Source organism: Acidimicrobiia bacterium (assembly GCA_036271555.1).
GTDB lineage: Bacteria > Actinomycetota > Acidimicrobiia > IMCC26256 > PALSA-610 > DATBAK01.
On record DATBAK010000002.1, the window covers coordinates 1 to 15805 of the forward strand.

The following is a 15805-nucleotide window of genomic DNA, read 5'->3' on the forward strand; positions in this document are numbered from 1 at the left end:
CACAGCAGACGGCGCGTGTCGCGCGGATCGATGATCTCCTCGACGAGGAACGCCTCCGCGGTCTTGAACGGCGACTGCCGCGCGACGAGACGCGCCTCGATCTCCGCGCGCTTCGCCTCGCGGTCGGGTGCCGCGTCGAGCTCGGCGCGGTACGCGGCTTCGATGCCGCCTTCGAGCGGCAGGCTGCCCCACGCGCCCGACGGCCACGCGTAGCGATACGACAGACGCGACGCGTTCTGATGCGCGGCGCCCGCGACGCCGTACACCTTGCGCACGATCACCGAACACCAAGGGACGGTCGCCTGGTAGATCGCGGCGAGCGCCCGCGCGCCGTAGCGGATCGTCGCGGCCTCCTCGGCGGCGCGACCGATCACGAAGCCGGGATTGTCGACGAGGCGCACCACCGGAAGACCGAAGGTGTCGGCGAGGTCGACGAAGCGCGTGACCTTCTGTGCCGCCGCCGCGGTCCAGCCCGCACCGTAGTGATACGGATCGCCCGCGAGTAACGCGACCGGCCGGCCGTCGAGGCGCGCGAGTCCCGTGACCGCGGGGCCGCCGAAGTGCCGGCCGATCTCCATGAACGAGTCGCGGTCGACGAGCGCGTCGATGATGGGCCGCACCTTGTAGACGCGGCGGCGATCGCGCGGGATCGCGTCAACGAGCCACTCGTCTCTTCGCTCGGGATCATCGGCGGGCTCGGCGCGCGGCGGTCGCTCGTGCACCGACGACGGGAGATACGAGAGGAAGCGTCGTGCTCTCGCGATCGCGTCTTCCTCGCTCTCCGCCTCGTCGTCGACGACGCCGTTGCGCGTGTGGATCGCGCTGCCGCCGAGCGTCTCCTTGTCGGTCTCTTCGCCGAGGCGCGCGACGACCGGCGGACCCGCGACGAAGAGGTGCGAAGTGCCCTTCACCATCACGCTGTAGTGACTCGTGACGACGCGCGCCGCGCCGAGACCGGCGACCGAGCCGAGGCAGAGCGACACGACGGGAACCGTCGAGAGGTTCGCGACGACCCACTCCCATCCGGGGTTGAACGGCACGAAGGAGCGGCGCTCGGTCTCGAGCGTCTTCACCGAGCCGCCGCCTCCCGAGCCGTCGACGAGCCGCACGATCGGGAGCCGCAGGTCGTGGGCCGTGCGCTCTGCGTGCACCTGCTTCTGGAAGATCGACGCGTCGGCCGCGCCGCCGCGTACGGTGAAGTCGTCACCGCCGACGACGACCGTGCGCCCGTCGATGCGCCCACGCCCCATCACGAAGTTCGCGGGGACGACGTCGACGAGCTTGCCGTCCTCGTCGTAGGTCGCGCGTCCGGTCAGCGCGCCGATCTCGTGGAACGAGTCGTCGTCGAGCAGCCGCGCGATGCGCTCGCGCACCGGCAACTTGCCCAACGACCGGTGCTTGGCCACCTTCTCCTCGCCGCCCATGCGCGCGGCGAGCTCGATGCGTCTCCCGAGCTCCTCGAGCTCCGGTGACCAGTTCATTCGCTCGCTCCTACGCCCGCTCCCCTCCGGGTCGCGGACTGGTTCGCTCGCTGGCGAGCTCGACGCTCGCTCCGCTCGCGCCTTCGCCGCGCGGGGGAGAGCGCGGTCGGGAGCTTCACCGTCAAAGCGGCAAGTTGCCGGTGGCAGCGCGCGTGGAGCCGTCGTCCTTGTACGCCGCGATCGTGCGTTGCGCGATGCGCATCTGGTGGACCTCGTCGGCGCCGTCGGCGAAGCGGGCCCACCGCGCGTGCTGGTACATGTCGGCCAGCGGCGTGTCCTTCGAGTAACCGAGCGCGCCGTGCACCTGGATCGCGCGGTCGATGATGCGGTTCAGTGAGTTGGCGACGAAGTGCTTCGCCATCGACACCTCGCTCTTGAAGTCCTCGCCGTTGTCGATCTTGTACGCGGCGTGCAGCACCATCAGCTTCGACTGGTACAGCTCCATCGCGGAGTCGGCGATCATCCACTGGATGCCCTGCTTCTCCGCGAGCAGTGATCCGTGCGCGTAGCGGTTGAGCGAACGGTCGACCATCATGTCGAGCGCCATCTCCGCCTGCGCGATCCAGCGCATGCAGTGCGCGAGCCGCGCCGGACCGAGTCGGTACTGACCGAGTAGGTGGCCCTGCCCACGACCGCCGAGCATCTGGTCGTCGTGCACACGCAGATCCTCGATGCGGATCTCCGAGTGACCGGTCGAGCCGTGCATCGTCTCGATCTGCCGGACCTCCGTCCAACCGTCGGACGGGAGGTCGATGATGAACGCGGTGTTCGCAGCCTGAGGCAGGTCGGGATCGTCCTCGGTGCGGCAGAGCAGGATCGCGAAGTTGGCGCGGTGCGCGCCGCTGATGAACCACTTGTGGCCGTTGATCACCCACTCGTCGCCGTCGGGGTACGCGCGCGTGCGGATGAGCGTCGGGTCGGAGCCCGCAACCTCGGGCTCGGTCATCGCGAAGCACGAGCGCGCGGTTCCCTCGCACAGCGGCTTGAGATACTTCTGCTTCTGCTCGTCGGTGCCCCAATGGAGCAGCGTGTGCATGTTGCCTTCGTCGGGCGCCTGCGCGTTGATCGCGAACGGACCGAAGCCGGTCTTCGCCGCTTCGGCCTGCACCATCGCGAGCTGCACGTGACCGAGGCCCATGCCGCCCCACTCTTTCGGCATGTGCGGTAGCCAGATGCCGCGCTCCTGCGCGGCCTTGCGCATCTCGATGATGCCGGTGATGAGCGACTTGCGGTCGTTCGGGTCGATGCCCTTCTCGATCGGTTTCACGACGTTCTCGATGAAGTCGCGCGTCGTCGCGCGGATCTCTTCGAGCTCGGGCGAGAGGCTGAAGTCGATGGGCACGGTGCTTCCTTTCGTCGGGCTCGCAAGCTCGCCCTCCGCGACGCGTGACGGGAATGGACGAGGTCGCTTGCTCGCTGTGCTCGCCGCTGTGGGCGCGCAACGCTGCGCGGAAGTGTCACCGCGCCTTGACCACGTGGTCAAGAATGGCGGCGTGCTGCAGATCGGGACGACGGTGATGGGCGTCGGCGATCTCGGGCGCGCGGTCTCGTTCTGGATGCAGGTGCTCGACTACGTGCCGAAGCGACCCGTCGCCGCCGACGACGACTTCACGATCCTCGTGCCGCGCTCGGGTGACGGCGCGCACCTCGCGCTCGATCTGAGCGAGACGCCCGTGCAGCAATATCCGCGCGTCCACCTCGATCTGTACGCGGCCGACCAGAGCGTGGAGGTCGCGCGGTTGATCGGGCTCGGTGCGACGCGCGTCGACTGGGACCGGTATCCGCCCGACCCCGACTTCGTCGTGCTCGCCGACCCCGAGGGCAACAAGTTCTGCGTGATCGACAAGAGTTGACCGGTCGGGCTCCCAAGCTCGCCCTCCATGACGCGCGATGGGAGTGAGCGAGATCGCGTGCTGGCTTCGCTCGCGGCTCGCCGGCGCGAGACTGACCGCAATGCGTGCCGCGGTCGCCAGGAATCGAGCCATCGTCGTCGACGACATCGACGATCCCGTTCCCGGTCCCGGCGAGGCGCTCGTCCGCGTGCGTGCGTGTGGCATCTGCGGTTCGGATCTGCACGCGCTCGTGCACGCCGACGAGCTCGTCGATGCCGCGCACGAGGTCGGCGTGCCGATGCGGTTCGATCCGCGACGCGACTACGTGATGGGTCACGAGTTCGCGGCGGAAGTGGTGGAGCTCGGGCCGTCGACCGCGGGGGTGCCGCTCGGCGCCGGTGATCTCGTCACGTCACTGCCCATCGCGTTGACGGCGAACGGGATGGAGCCCGTCGGCTCGTACAGCAACGCGTACAACGGCGGCTACGCGGAGCTCATGCGGTTGACTGCGGGCATCTGTCTCAAGGTGCCGAACGGCCTCGAGGCGCGGCGCGCCGCGCTCACCGAGCCGATGGCGGTGGGGCGACACGCGGTCGCGCGCGGCGGTCTCGGCGAGCGGGATGCCGCGATCGTGCACGGTGCGGGTCCGGTTGGGCTCGCGGTGATCGCGGAGCTGCGCCGGCTCGGCGTGAGTGCGATCGTCGCGAGCGACTTCTCGCCGCGCCGGCGCGCGACCGCGCTGGCCATGGGCGCGACGGTCGCGGTCGATCCTGCGTCCGACGATCCGATCGACGCCTGGCAGCGCGGCGGTGGCGGTGGCACGCCCGTGATCTTCGACGCGATCGGTGTGCCCGGCTCGCTCGGACTCGCGATCCGTTCGGCTCCCGCCATGGCGCGCGTCGTGGTGGTGGGCTCGTGCATGCAGCCGGACACGATTCGCCCGGTTCTCCCGCAGCTCAAGCAGCTGACGCTGATCTTCTCGTTCGCCTACGACCCGTTCGAGTTCGCCGACACGCTGCGCGCCATCGCGGAGGGCGAGATCGACGTCTCCCCGATGATCACGGGCGTCTGCGGTCTCGACGGTGTCGCCGACGCGTTCACTGCGCTCGGCTCACCCGACGACCACGTGAAGATCCTCGTCGAGCCGGACGCGCCGGCTGCGATCACGCCGGCCTGAGCCCGTCGCGCGCTCCTCTGGTCGTGTGGTGCTCCGTATCTGAAGCGCGCGCACGATCACGGTCGTCGCGCGATCGACGTACGCGCGTCGCTGCCCGTCGGTGTCGCCTACTGGATCGGATCGATCGATTGCGTTCCGTGGTCCGAGACGTGCTCGGTCCATTGGCTGCCGTCCCAGTAACGCAGCTCATGACCCGCGGCCGGGTCGGCATACCAACCGATTTCCGGCACCGCGCGCGGCCAGTCGCGCAACGGCGGCCAATACAGCCGGAGCACCACGATCGCGGGCGCCGCGCACACCAACGCGACGATCGGACCCAGCGGGCTGGGCTGCCCGCCGCGCTGCGGGACGATCGATTCGACGACGATCCCGAGAAGGATGAACAGAAAGACGAAGCTCAGCAGCGTCCAGCCGCACCACCGCACGAACGCGCTCCCGCGGGGTAACGGCCGGCGGTCCAGCATCGCCTCCACGAACGCGGGGTCGGCGAGTTGGTCGGGTGTCGGGTGCTTCGTCGCCCACCGCCGGAACCGCCAGCGCGCCTTGGGGCGGTGCACCTTCCACACCCGCACCGCGGAGAAGCTCGCCGAGTACACCAGCGCGTACTGCCAAGGGCTCTGGTAGAGCTCGCGCGAGCCGCCGTCGATCCCGCGCAGAACGAGCCAGAGAATCGCCGCCATGATCACCGCGGAGATCGCTTGAAAGCGGAACGGGTGCTCCTGCTCGTAGTAGACGCTGCGCACGTACTTCACGTACAGCCACGCTGTCGCGCGCCGACGTCTCGACGGCCCATCCATGGCCAACCCGACGCCACCCACGAGGCGATCGTAGGGCACCGCCGACCGCTACCTGCCGGTGCGCTCGCGGTGCTTGCAACCGGGCCAGCAGCACGGGCGGCGCATGCCGTCTTCGAGCTCTTCCTGCGTCCGGCGGATGCGACGCTCTCGCGTCTTCTCCTGCTTCGCGTCCTCGACCCAGCAGATGAACTCGTTGCGCGCGAGCGGCGTGATGTCCTTCCACAGCGCGAGCGCGGTCGAGTTGGCGACGAGCGCGCTACGCAGGTCGGTCGGAAGCTCGTGCACGACCCCACCCGGCACCCGCGGGCTGCTCATCGGATTGCGATCAGCATTGGATCAGCGTTCGATCAGCGTTCGATCAGCCTTCGACGTGCGCCTTCAAGGCGTCGAGGCTCTGCTGGTAGATGCCGGTGAAGAGATCGAGCATCTCGTCGGGCGCGACGTCGACGCTCCACGTGACGTGCGAGCCCGCGCCCTTCGGCGTCACCGTGATGGTCGCCTCGTGATGCTCGACCGGAGCGGGCCCGGAGACGATCGAGTACGTGATCGCGCGCGCCGCGTCGTCGCGCGCCACCAACTTCTCGCCGATCTCCATGCCGCTCATCTCGATCGTGCGGACATCGCCGTCGAGCGTGCACTTCTCGATCCCCGGCATCCACGACGCGAGGCCGGCGAAGTCGCCCGCGACCTTCCACACGTCGTCGGCGCTGCGGTCGATGTCGACTTCACTGATGCCACTGGCCATGGAACGCTTCCTTCCGTCGATCGGCGGCTCAGACTGTCACGTCGGCCCCGTACGCGCCCGCTCCCACGAACATGCCCCGGTGCCAGCGGCGCGGCGTGAACAGCGCGGCGCGCGGATAGTCCTCGAACATCCAGCGCGCGAAGTTGCGCCGGGTCCAGTCGTTGATCGCGACCGTTCGGATCGCCCCGCGGGCCAGCGCGGGCCGCGCCAACACCCGCTGCAACATGCCCGCGAAGCGAAGATCGGTGCCGAGCGCACGCGCGACCGCGCGTCGGTATCGCGCGTCGACCAGCTCGGGATCATCGGGCGCATCCGCAACGGCAGTCGCCGCGAGCATGCCGGTCTCGAGCGCCTGCGCGATGCCTTCGCCGGTCATCGGGTCGACGACCGCGGCCGCGTCGCCCGCGAACAGCACGCGCCCGTCGGCGAGTGAAGCCGCGCGATACCGCGTGGGGATCGGCCACGCGCGCACGCGGTCTTCCGGAACCGCGGCCGGCCCGAGGATGTCGCGCAACACGGGACGCGCCAAGAGGTCGGGCCACAGCGCCTTGAGATCGCGACCCTTGCGGCCGTCGCGCAGGACGCCGAACCCAACATTGGCGCGCCCGCCGGGCAAGGGGAACACCCACGCGTACCCGGGTAACAGGTCGCGCTCGAAGTCGACCCACAGCCGTCGATCGGTGACGCCACTGAAGTACTGGCGCGCCGCGTGCCACTCACCGAGCTCCGGCCCGGTTCCCTGCCACGCGCGGCGGACGGGGGAGAAGTGGCCGTCGCACGCGATCACGAAGCGCGCCGACAGCTCGGCCTCGGTGTCGCTGAGAACCCGTACGCCGCGCGACGTCGGCGAGACCGCGGCGACGCGCCACGACTCGCGCACGTCGACACCTCGCGAGCGCGCGAGGTCTACCAACGCCTGATCGAGTTGCAGCCGCGAGATGACGCCGGCGCGCTCGCCGCCCGCACCGATCGGCAGCGGCACGTGTCGACCCGACGGAGAGACCAGCACGACCTCGCGCACCGGTTCGTACGCGTCGCATCCGAGCGCCGCACGCGGCAGGCCGAGCTCCTCGAGCAACCGCAGCGCGTTCGTGGTGAGCCCATCACCGCACGTCTTGTCGCGCGGGAACGTCGCCGCGTCGAGCACGACGGTCGCGAGCCCGTGCTCGACCGCGCGGATCCCCGCAGCCACTCCCGCGGGTCCCGCGCCGATCACGATCACATCGAACGGCCGGTCCATCGGGACCGACGGTACTCAGCGCACCTCGCGCCGCCCGAACACGAAGATGCCCAACACGCACAGGCCGACGGTCCACACGCAGGCCGACACGGCGGCGCCGCCCGTGGTGAGCGTGCGCGACCGGTCGGCGACGGCGAGACGCGGGTCGACGGCGACGATCACGAACGCGGTCGCCGGATTGAACTTGCCGACCCAGTGCCACGCGTGGAGATTGCCGATGATCGCGCTCACCCATCCGACGACGAGCAGGCCCGCGACCGCGGCCACCGTCCGGCGGGTCACGACGGTGATCGCGTAGGACGTCGCCGCGGCCAGCCCGACCGCGGCCGCGACCCGCACGATGTCGCCCGCGCGCGCCGCGAACCACGATCCGTCGAGTCCCGCGACGACGCCGCGCATCTCCGACCCGACGTATTGCAGGAGCCCGATCCAGAGCAGGAGCACCACGGCCAACGACGCCGTGGCGATTCCGACCGCGACGGCTTTCGCGACGACCACGCGCGTTCGGCGCGGCTCGAACACGAGTTGGTTGCCGAGCGAGCCCGCGGCCATGTCGGCGCCGATGAACGACGCGCCGATCACGAACGCGACGAACACCATGGCGACGCCGGTTCCCTGGACGGTGCCGGAGAAGTTCGACCCGATCTTCAGACGATGATCCCGGCGCTGCGACACGTTGCTCGTGACGCAGCTCGCGCCGGGGTCCGTGGGCGCGATGGTGGCGGGGGCGGTGGCCGGGGCGCCCGGCGCGGCCGTCGGCGCCGGACATTGGGTGGTCCGACCCATCGTGTCGGTGCGGAAGTCGGAGCGGACCGTGAGGATCACGAGCACGAGCACCGATATCGCGATGCCGAACGCGAACGCGCCGTGCACGAGCCGGCGCGAGAAGAAGCGGCGGAGCTCCGTCGCGACCAGCGCGCTCACTGCTGTCCGCGATCTTCGTGCGTGATCTCGAGGAACGCCTCTTCGAGCGTGCGCTCGACCGGGCTCAGCTCGGCGAGGTAGATCGACGCCGCCGCGAGCGCGCGCGTCACCTCGTGCGCGCGATCGGAAGTGACCTCGACGACGAGCCGGCCGCGCTCGTCGTGTGTGCCGCGGAACCCCGCCGCGCTGAGCGCGTCGACCGCGTTCGAGAGCTCCTGCGGCCCGCCGGGGATGGCGACGCGGAAGCGGGCGACGGTTCCCTGCAACAGCTCGTGCACGGTGCCCGACGCGATCGTGCGGCCGTGCGCCACGATCGCGACGCGGTCACACGTCTGCTGCACCTCGGCCAGCAGGTGACTCGACACGAAGACGGTGCGCCCCTGCCCGGCGAGCTCCCGCAACAGGGTGCGCATCTCGAGGATGCCCTCGGGGTCGAGCCCGTTCGCCGGCTCGTCGAGGATCAAGAGCTCGGGCTCCTTCAACAGCACCGCGGCGACCCCGAGCCGCTGCTTCATGCCGAGTGAGTAGGTCGCGAACCGCGAGTCGGCGCGCGGCGCCAGGCCGACGGTCTCGAGCACCGAGTCGACCCGCGAGCGCGGGAACTTGCGGCTGCGCGCGAGCAGCTCGAGATTGCGGCGCCCGCTGAAGCCCGGGAAGAAGAGCGGCTGCTCCACGAGGGCGCCCACGCGGTCGATGATCTTCGGCAGGGCCTTCGGGATCTCGGCGCCGAGCACGCGCATCGTCCCGCCGTTGGCGACGAGATGGCCGACGACCGCGCGGATCGTCGTCGTCTTCCCCGCACCGTTGGCGCCGAGGAACCCGAAGACGCCGCCCTCGGGCACCTCGAGATCGAGCCCGTCGAGCGCCTTCACGGCGCCCCGCGAGCTCCGATACTCCTTGACGAGCCCCCGGGCTTCGATCGCCGCCACGGGCGAAACCCTGGCACGTCGCGACGCGACGAGCGTGTACCCACGGTCCGGACGGGCCGGCGGGCAGTTCGACGTTGGCGGGCCGCGCGGGCCAGAATCGTCGGCCGACTTCGTGCGATGAGGAGACCTCCGACGTGAACGTCGTCGTCTGTGTGAAGCAGATTCCCGATCCCGCGGTGCCCGGTGCGCTCGACGCGGATCACACGTTGAAGCGCGAGGGCAAGCTCGTGCTCGACGAGTCCGACAGCTACGGCGTCGAGATGGCGCTGCAACTCGTCGACGCCGCGGGCGGCGGTGAGGTCACGCTCGTCTCGATGGCACCGAACAACGAGGTGTCGGGACTGCGCACCGCGCTCGCGATGGGCGCGGCGAAGGCCGTGCTCGTCTCCGATCCCGCGTGCGAGGGCACCGACGCGCTCGGCACCGCGAAGGTGATCGCGAAGTGCGTCGAGCGTCTCGGCGACACCGACCTCGTGCTCACCGCGACCGAGTCGACCGACGGGTACACCGGCACGATCCCCGGGCAGGTCGCGGAGATCCTCGGTTGGCCCGCGCTCACGTTCTCGAAGCACGTCGAGATCGCCGACGGCAAGGCGAAGGTGCAGCGCCAGACCGAAGCGGGCTACGACGTCGTCGAGGCGTCGCTCCCCGCGGTCGTGAGCGTGACGGCCGGTGTGGTCGAGCCGCGTTACCCCTCGTTCAAGGGGATCATGGCCGCGAAGAACAAGCCGGTGGACCAGGTCACCGCGAGCGACCTCGGTCTCGGTGACCAGGTCGGCTGGGCCGGCGCGCGCCAGGAGATCACGAACGTCGAGCCTGCGCCCGCGCGCCAGGCCGGCGAGAAGTTCGAGGACGACGGCACCGGCTTCGAGAAGGTCGTCGCGTTCCTCGAGAAGCTCAAGGTCATCTGATCGACGCTGCGAACGACGAAGGGATATCGACTCCGATGACGCTCTCGAAGGTCTGGGTCTTCGCCGAGACCGCGGGTGACAAGGTGACCTCGGCGACGCTCGAGCTCCTCACGAAGGCGCGTGAGCTCGGTTCGACGGTCGAGGTCGTGTACGCGGGCGACGACGCGACCGCGGTCGCGACGCAGGTGGGCGAGTACGGCGCGACGAAGGTCTTCCACGTCGACCCCGCGGGCGCGTTGCCCGGCGCGGTCGCGGGTGTCGCGATCGCCGGTCTCGTCTCCGAGCACCAGCCCGACGCGGTGCTGTTCGTCCAGAGCTACGACGGCCGCGACGCGCTCGCGCGCCTCTCCGTGCGGCTCGACGTGCCGGTGTTCACCAACGGAATGAGCCTCTCGCTCGCCGGCGACGACGTGCAGTTCGGCACCGCGATCTTCGGTGGCACGGTGAACGTCGACGCGAAGTCGAAGGCCGGCAAGCCGGCGCTCGTCGCGATCCGGCCGAAGTCGTTCGCGGCCGAGGCGTCCGGCGGCGGCGCGGCGGAAGTCGTCGAAGTCGGCGCGGTCGACGCGGGGCGCGCGGCCGAAGCCAAGGTGCTCGAGCGCTTCGAAGAGGAGCAGACGGGCCCGAAGCTCGAGGAAGCGGCGGTCGTCGTCTCCGGCGGACGCGGCCTCGGCGCCGCCGAGAACTACAAGCCGCTCGTCGAGGAGCTCGCGAAGCTGCTCAAGGGCGCGTTCGGCGCGTCGCGCGCGATCGTCGACGCGGGCTGGGTGCCGTACGCGTTGCAGGTCGGTCAGACCGGCAAGACGGTCAAGCCGAAGGTCTACATCGCGATCGGCATCTCCGGCGCGACGCAGCACCTCGTCGGGATGAAGAACAGCGACAACATCATCGCGATCAACAAGGACTCGGAGGCGCCGATCTTCGGTGTCGCCGACCTCGGCATCGTCGGTGACGCGCACAAGGTCGTCCCCGCGCTCATCGAGGCCATCAAGGCACACGGCTAGCCCCGCGCCACGCCCGGTGGCGGTAGGTTCGCGCCGTGCCGGGCTGCGATTTCACGCGTCGAGACCTCCTGCGCTGGACCGCGGTGGGGGCGGCTTCGCCCCTGCTCATGCAGCGGCTCCATTTCCTGAGCGGGGTCGCCGCGGCCGCGCCCAAGCGCGGCGCGATCACGCCGGTGAACCTCGAGCTCGTGACGCTCGCCGAGGACCGCGCCGTCATCACCTGGTACACGGGCCTCACCGGGACCGACGACGGCCTCGGGCGGATGGTGCCCGCGCCGACGCACGGTGAGGTGCACTGGGGCACGCATCCGGGGCGGCTGAACCACGTCGCGGGCAGCTTCCAGGACGACACGCCGTATCACTACGTCGAGATCGACGGCCTCGAGCCCGGGCGCACGTACTACTACCGCGCCTGGTCGAACGGGCAGCCCGCGCTGCCGACGCAGTTCACGCTGATCGACGGCAACGCGGTCGGCACGTCCGACTTCGGGATCGCGTCCGGCGGTCCGTACAGCTTCACGACGCCGCAGCCGCCGCCCGGCTCGTTCCTCTTCTCGATCGTGCTCTGCAACGACCTGCACATGGGCGAGCTCACCGCCGGACTCCTCGGCGGCACGAGCATCCCCGGCATCCAGCAGGAGCCCGGCCTCCCGAAGTACACGCAGGTGATGCTCGCCGCGCTCGTGCAGGACGCGAGCCGGCTCAATGCCGACTACCTGCTCGCCGCGGGCGACATCTCGGCCGAGGCGGTGCCGCACGATCTGAGTCATGCCGGGCAGCTGCTCGGCAAGTTCGGGAAGTACGGGAGCGACTATCTCGTCGTGCGCGGCAACCACGATCGCGCGCACGTCGGCGATCCGTACGCGAACTGCCGGGTCGGGCAGTGGCAGGGCAACGACTGCTTCCACGACCGGTTCTTCCCGGGCGACCAACCGACGTACTTCAGCCGCGACCTGCGCGGGCTGCGCGTCGTCGGCATCGACACCTACGACAAGCCCGGAGACGGCGGCGACGCGGGCGCGCTCTCGCCGGATCAATACGAGTGGTTCCGCAGTGAGCTCGCGACGCACCGCAACCAGCCGACGTTGGTGTTCGGCCATCATCCGCTCGTCGTCGAGGAGTCACCGTTCCCGGTCTCGGCGAGCAACACGCTCGACCCGACGCAGGCGACGACGATCCTCCAGGACTACGACGCGATGCCGGGCATGTTCCTGCACCACGCCGGCCACACGCATCGCAACCACCGCACGATCAGCCCGCTCGCGCCGAGCGTCACGCACCAGGAGATCGCGGCGGGCAAGGAGTATCCGGGCGGCTTCTCGCTGCTGCGGCTGCACACCGGCGGCTTCGCGCTGAACTTCTACAAGACGCGGACCGATCTCGCGCGGCGATGGAGCGAACGGAGTCGGCAGGAGATCGCCGGGCTGTGGCCGCAGTTCGCGCTCGGCAACCACGTGTCGGATCGCAACACCGTCGTGGCCCACGACCTGTCGGACCTGAAGCGCGTGCGGGACGAGGAACCGGCGCATGCCTGAGCGCAACGTGATCGGCGGCGACCTGGAGCCGTGCGGAACCGAGCCGCTCACCGGCTTCTACCGCGACGGTTGCTGCAACACCGGACCGGAGGATCTCGGCAGCCACACGATCTGCGCGGTCGTGAGCGCCGAGTTCCTCGAGCATCAACGCAGCATCGGCAACGACCTCATCACGCCGATGCCGCAATACCGCTTTCCCGGCCTCGTGCCCGGTGACCGGTGGTGCGTCACCGCCGCGAACTGGTTGCGCGCGCACCTCGACGGCGCGGCCGCGCCGGTCGTGCTCGCGTCGACACACGAGCGCGCGCTCGAGATCGTTCCGCTCGGCGTGCTGCAGCAGCACGCGGTCGACGTGCCCGAGAGCCCCGGCGCGCTCGACGGCTGAGTCAGCCCGGCCGGCGCGGCGGGTACGGGCTCGGGTCGATGAAGTCGTCGGAGCGACATGCGAGCACCTCGACGTCGGTGCTCGCGACCAGCGCGTCGATCGCGTCGGCGCTCGCGCCGACGTAGGAGCAGTACCCGTCGACATCGGTCGCGACGAACCACGCGCGATCCGCCGGCCACCACGCGGTCGGCGACTGGAACCAGCCATCCCTCGATTCGACCGCGATCGCCGCAGTGATCGGCCCGCGGAAGACGTAGCAATCGCGGTGCTCGAGCCCGAGCTGGGGCTTGCGCTCGGTCTTGAGCTGCTGGATCTCTGACCATCCGTAGCCGACCCACAGCGCGAAGAAGCAGTCCTCGGGCGTCGCCGTGAAGCCGGCGAGGATCGTCGCGAGCGCGGCGCAGACGGATCGCGGCAGCGAGCCGTCGTCGGGCTGGTGCCACGGCGGCGGGAGCGTCGAGTGCCGGACGAAGTCGTCGGACAGGCCGACGAGCTCGTTGAACCGAATGTCGGAGTCCAACGCTCGCCCCGCGTACTGCGACCAGCGGACCGAGCCCGTGTCGTCACGAAGCGGATGCAGGATGCGGCCGTGCGCGGCGAACGCGGCGGGCACGAGCGACGCGATCCGCAACGGAAGTGGGTGCCAGGGCCGCAGCGCGAACCGCACCCACACCACGGCGTGGGGATCGTCGTTCCAGTGCAAACCCGGGAAGGCCGCGACCATCAGGCGATCGCACCTTCGATCGCGGTGATCGGGTCGCGCGCCGATTCGAGTGCGCGCAGCTCGACGCGTCGCTCCCACATCGCGAGCGCGCTCACGACGGCGTCGAAGGCGTCGTCGGTCGCGATCGCGGCTTCGCGCTCGCGCGCACCGAGCACATCGGCTCCGAACCGTTCGAGGTGACCGGCGCGACCCTCGGCGTCGTTCGTCGCGACCTTCGCGTAGAGCGACGGGTAGACCTCGAACACCGCGCGATCGCCCATGGCGTCGAAGGGCCACACCGCGATCCCGTCGGCGCGCAGTCGCGCGAGCCCGGGCATGCCGCGCAGCGAGCCGGTCGCGACCGCGCCCGCGCCACGAAGTTGGAAGATCGACTTCGGCTGCCGGCCCTGCGCGCGCAACTGCGCCTCACACACGCGGAAGCGCGCGTCGACGGGGATCCCGCACCGCGTGCCCGCGGGGCCCCAGAACGGCCGTGGGCAATCGCGCAACCACGTCTCACCGTGCGCGGCGACGAGCGCCCACACGTCGTCGACCGTCGCGCACGCGTGCTCTCGCGCGAACCAGGCCGGGACCGAGAACGAGAAGTCGAGGCCGACGAGCGCGGGCCGGTTCACGTCTCGCAGCGCGTCGAACACCTCGGCGCGCGTCCGTCCGCCGCGCACCTCCACGACGCGGCCGTCGCGCACGGTCGCGGCGACGATGCGGGCCTGCTGTCCGCGCGGGGTCCGATCGCCCGACCAGTCGATCGCGATGCAGAGCGGGTCGACCACGGTGCCGACCGTAGGCTCTGCCGATGGCGTCGCGCCCGAAGGTGTACGTGGCCGGTCCGCTCGGCTTCAGCGAGTCCGGCCGGCGTTATCACGAGTCCGTGGTGCTGCCCGCGCTCGTCGACGCGGGGTTCGAACCGCTCGACCCGTGGGTGCTCGAAGCCGCCGAGCTCGCAGTGTTCGCGCTCGAACGCGGTCATCGCGACCGCATCGCACGCCTGCCCGACGTGAATCGCGCGATCGGCGCGCGCAACGCGGAGCTCATCCGCGCCGCATCGTGTGTGCTCGCGATCCTCGACGGCTCCGATGTCGACAGCGGGACCGCCGCGGAGATCGGCTACGCGGCCGCGCGGTCGCGCCCCGTGGTCGGCCTCCGCACCGATCTGAGGCCGGGCGGTGACAACGAAGCGACGACGGTGAACCTGCAGGTCGAGTGGTTCGTCGAGTCGACCGGCGGAACGATCTGCACGACGCTCGACCGCGCGATCCAAGCGCTGACCCGGCTCGTCGCGGCCGGCGGAAACTGAGTGGCAGCGCACGACCGCGGCGGGCGAGGATCGGCGGCGATGGAATCCGAGGTCCTGGTCGCGCGCGGGCTCGTGAAGGATTTCAAACGCGCGCGGGCGGTCGACGGCGTCGACCTCGTCGTGCACGCGGGGGAACGACTCGGGCTGCTCGGCCCCAACGGCGCGGGCAAGACCACCACGCTGCTGATGATCCTCGGGGTGATCACGCCCGACATCGGGACGATCGAGGTGTGCGGCTTCCGCATGGATCGTCAGCGCAGTCGCGCCGCCGCGCAGATCGGGTTCGCGGCCGGCTACTTGCCGCTCGCAGAACGCATGCGCGTGCGCGAGTACCTCCGGTTGTACGCGCAGCTCTACGGCATCGCCGACCCGACGCCGCAGATCGAGGAAGGCCTCGAACGCTTCCGCATCCCGCACCTCGCCGAGGCAATGGGCAACGAGCTGTCGTCGGGGCAGCGCACGCTCGTCGGCATCGTGCGCGCGATGCTGCACCGGCCCCGGCTGCTCGTGCTCGACGAGCCGACCGCGTCGCTCGACCCCGACGTCGCCGGGCGCGTGCGCGACGGCCTTCGACAGTTCAGCGACGAAGACGGCACCGCGCTGCTCATCACGAGCCACGACATGAACGAGGTCGCGAAGGTGTGCGATCGCGTCGTGTTCCTGTCGCACGGGCGCATCGTCGCCGACGGCACGCCCGACGAGATCGCCGAGCACTACGGGCACGGTGACCTCGAAGGCGTGTTCCTCGAGCTCGCGCAGCAACGCCACGACATCCACGACGCGCAACAGACGGATCATCCGCTATGAGTACCGACTCGCGTTCCCTC

18 protein-coding genes are annotated in these 15805 nt (G+C 70.3%); 8 read left to right on the top strand and 10 right to left on the bottom strand.

The features are described 5' to 3' along the window. Positions 1-1481, bottom strand: a 1481-nt coding sequence (locus VH914_00795) for a carboxyl transferase domain-containing protein (GenBank protein HEX4489715.1), incomplete at its 3' end; no start/stop codon positions are given. A 121-nt stretch (positions 1482-1602) separates the two neighbouring features. Further along, positions 1603-2823 carry an acyl-CoA dehydrogenase family protein gene (locus tag VH914_00800; GenBank protein HEX4489716.1) on the bottom strand — a complete coding sequence of 407 codons (1221 nt, stop codon included), beginning with the start codon at positions 2821-2823 and terminating at the stop codon, positions 1603-1605. 151 nt (positions 2824-2974) lie between these two features. Between VH914_00800 and VH914_00805 the strand changes: the two genes are divergently transcribed. After that, positions 2975-3334: a VOC family protein gene (locus VH914_00805; GenBank protein ID HEX4489717.1), complete on the top strand. Its 360-nt coding sequence runs from the start codon at positions 2975-2977 to the stop codon at positions 3332-3334. Between the two features lie 100 nt (positions 3335-3434). Beyond that, positions 3435-4490 (top strand): zinc-binding dehydrogenase, encoded by a 1056-nt coding sequence (locus VH914_00810; protein ID HEX4489718.1) that lies wholly within the window; start codon positions 3435-3437, stop codon positions 4488-4490. Positions 4491-4597: 107 nt separating this feature from the next. On the opposite strand, the gene VH914_00815 is transcribed toward VH914_00810, so the two are convergent. From VH914_00815 to VH914_00840, 6 genes are all read right to left on the bottom strand, one after another. Beyond that, a complete protein-coding gene (locus VH914_00815) occupies positions 4598-5242 on the bottom strand; it encodes a DUF2510 domain-containing protein (protein ID HEX4489719.1) in 645 nt (214 codons plus the stop codon). 93 nt (positions 5243-5335) lie between these two features. Continuing rightward, positions 5336-5602: a YdeI/OmpD-associated family protein gene (locus VH914_00820; GenBank protein HEX4489720.1), complete on the bottom strand. Its 267-nt coding sequence runs from the start codon at positions 5600-5602 to the stop codon at positions 5336-5338. Positions 5603-5645: 43 nt separating this feature from the next. Continuing rightward, positions 5646-6032, bottom strand: a complete 387-nt coding sequence (locus tag VH914_00825; protein HEX4489721.1) for an SRPBCC family protein — start codon at positions 6030-6032, stop codon at positions 5646-5648. A gap of 28 nt (positions 6033-6060) precedes the next feature. Then, positions 6061-7272 (bottom strand): geranylgeranyl reductase family protein, encoded by a 1212-nt coding sequence (locus tag VH914_00830; GenBank protein HEX4489722.1) that lies wholly within the window; start codon positions 7270-7272, stop codon positions 6061-6063. A 15-nt stretch (positions 7273-7287) separates the two neighbouring features. Beyond that, positions 7288-8196 (bottom strand): ABC transporter permease subunit, encoded by a 909-nt coding sequence (locus tag VH914_00835; GenBank protein ID HEX4489723.1) that lies wholly within the window; start codon positions 8194-8196, stop codon positions 7288-7290. Then, positions 8193-9125: an ABC transporter ATP-binding protein gene (locus VH914_00840; protein HEX4489724.1), complete on the bottom strand. Its 933-nt coding sequence runs from the start codon at positions 9123-9125 to the stop codon at positions 8193-8195. The genes VH914_00835 and VH914_00840 overlap by 4 nt, the downstream gene beginning before the upstream one ends. 134 nt (positions 9126-9259) lie before the next feature. Between VH914_00840 and VH914_00845 the strand changes: the two genes are divergently transcribed. The 4 genes from VH914_00845 to VH914_00860 are packed head-to-tail and all read left to right on the top strand — an operon-like array spanning position 9260 to position 12960. Beyond that, on the top strand, positions 9260-10036 hold the full coding sequence (locus VH914_00845; GenBank protein HEX4489725.1) for an electron transfer flavoprotein subunit beta/FixA family protein: 777 nt from the start codon (positions 9260-9262) through the stop codon (positions 10034-10036). A gap of 35 nt (positions 10037-10071) precedes the next feature. Further along, positions 10072-11040 carry an electron transfer flavoprotein subunit alpha/FixB family protein gene (locus VH914_00850; protein HEX4489726.1) on the top strand — a complete coding sequence of 323 codons (969 nt, stop codon included), beginning with the start codon at positions 10072-10074 and terminating at the stop codon, positions 11038-11040. A gap of 35 nt (positions 11041-11075) precedes the next feature. After that, positions 11076-12575 carry a metallophosphoesterase family protein gene (locus VH914_00855; protein ID HEX4489727.1) on the top strand — a complete coding sequence of 500 codons (1500 nt, stop codon included), beginning with the start codon at positions 11076-11078 and terminating at the stop codon, positions 12573-12575. Further along, on the top strand, positions 12568-12960 hold the full coding sequence (locus VH914_00860; GenBank protein HEX4489728.1) for a DUF2237 domain-containing protein: 393 nt from the start codon (positions 12568-12570) through the stop codon (positions 12958-12960). Before VH914_00855 ends, VH914_00860 begins: the two co-directional genes overlap by 8 nt. A gap of 1 nt (position 12961) precedes the next feature. Here the strand turns inward: VH914_00860 and VH914_00865 are convergent, their stop codons facing one another. Further along, complete coding sequence (locus VH914_00865; GenBank protein ID HEX4489729.1) at positions 12962-13684, bottom strand: hypothetical protein; 723 nt, start codon at positions 13682-13684, stop codon at positions 12962-12964. Beyond that, a complete protein-coding gene (locus VH914_00870) occupies positions 13684-14454 on the bottom strand; it encodes a DUF429 domain-containing protein (GenBank protein ID HEX4489730.1) in 771 nt (256 codons plus the stop codon). The genes VH914_00865 and VH914_00870 overlap by 1 nt, the downstream gene beginning before the upstream one ends. A gap of 23 nt (positions 14455-14477) precedes the next feature. Between VH914_00870 and VH914_00875 the strand changes: the two genes are divergently transcribed. Together VH914_00875 and VH914_00880 are read left to right on the top strand one after the other, a co-directional pair. After that, positions 14478-14978: a nucleoside 2-deoxyribosyltransferase gene (locus tag VH914_00875; GenBank protein ID HEX4489731.1), complete on the top strand. Its 501-nt coding sequence runs from the start codon at positions 14478-14480 to the stop codon at positions 14976-14978. 39 nt (positions 14979-15017) lie between these two features. After that, positions 15018-15785 (top strand): ABC transporter ATP-binding protein, encoded by a 768-nt coding sequence (locus VH914_00880; protein ID HEX4489732.1) that lies wholly within the window; start codon positions 15018-15020, stop codon positions 15783-15785. Positions 15786-15805 lie beyond the last annotated feature (20 nt).

Coding starts and splice junctions, on each gene's coding strand:
- VH914_00810 (HEX4489718.1), top strand. CDS start 3,435: ATGCGTGCCGCGGTCGCCAGGAATCGAGCCATCGTCGTCGACGACATC.
- VH914_00820 (HEX4489720.1), bottom strand. CDS start 5,602: ATGAGCAGCCCGCGGGTGCCGGGTGGGGTCGTGCACGAGCTTCCGACC.
- VH914_00825 (HEX4489721.1), bottom strand. CDS start 6,032: ATGGCCAGTGGCATCAGTGAAGTCGACATCGACCGCAGCGCCGACGAC.
- VH914_00830 (HEX4489722.1), bottom strand. CDS start 7,272: ATGGACCGGCCGTTCGATGTGATCGTGATCGGCGCGGGACCCGCGGGA.
- VH914_00850 (HEX4489726.1), top strand. CDS start 10,072: ATGACGCTCTCGAAGGTCTGGGTCTTCGCCGAGACCGCGGGTGACAAG.
- VH914_00860 (HEX4489728.1), top strand. CDS start 12,568: ATGCCTGAGCGCAACGTGATCGGCGGCGACCTGGAGCCGTGCGGAACC.
- VH914_00865 (HEX4489729.1), bottom strand. CDS start 13,684: ATGGTCGCGGCCTTCCCGGGTTTGCACTGGAACGACGATCCCCACGCC.
- VH914_00875 (HEX4489731.1), top strand. CDS start 14,478: ATGGCGTCGCGCCCGAAGGTGTACGTGGCCGGTCCGCTCGGCTTCAGC.
- VH914_00880 (HEX4489732.1), top strand. CDS start 15,018: ATGGAATCCGAGGTCCTGGTCGCGCGCGGGCTCGTGAAGGATTTCAAA.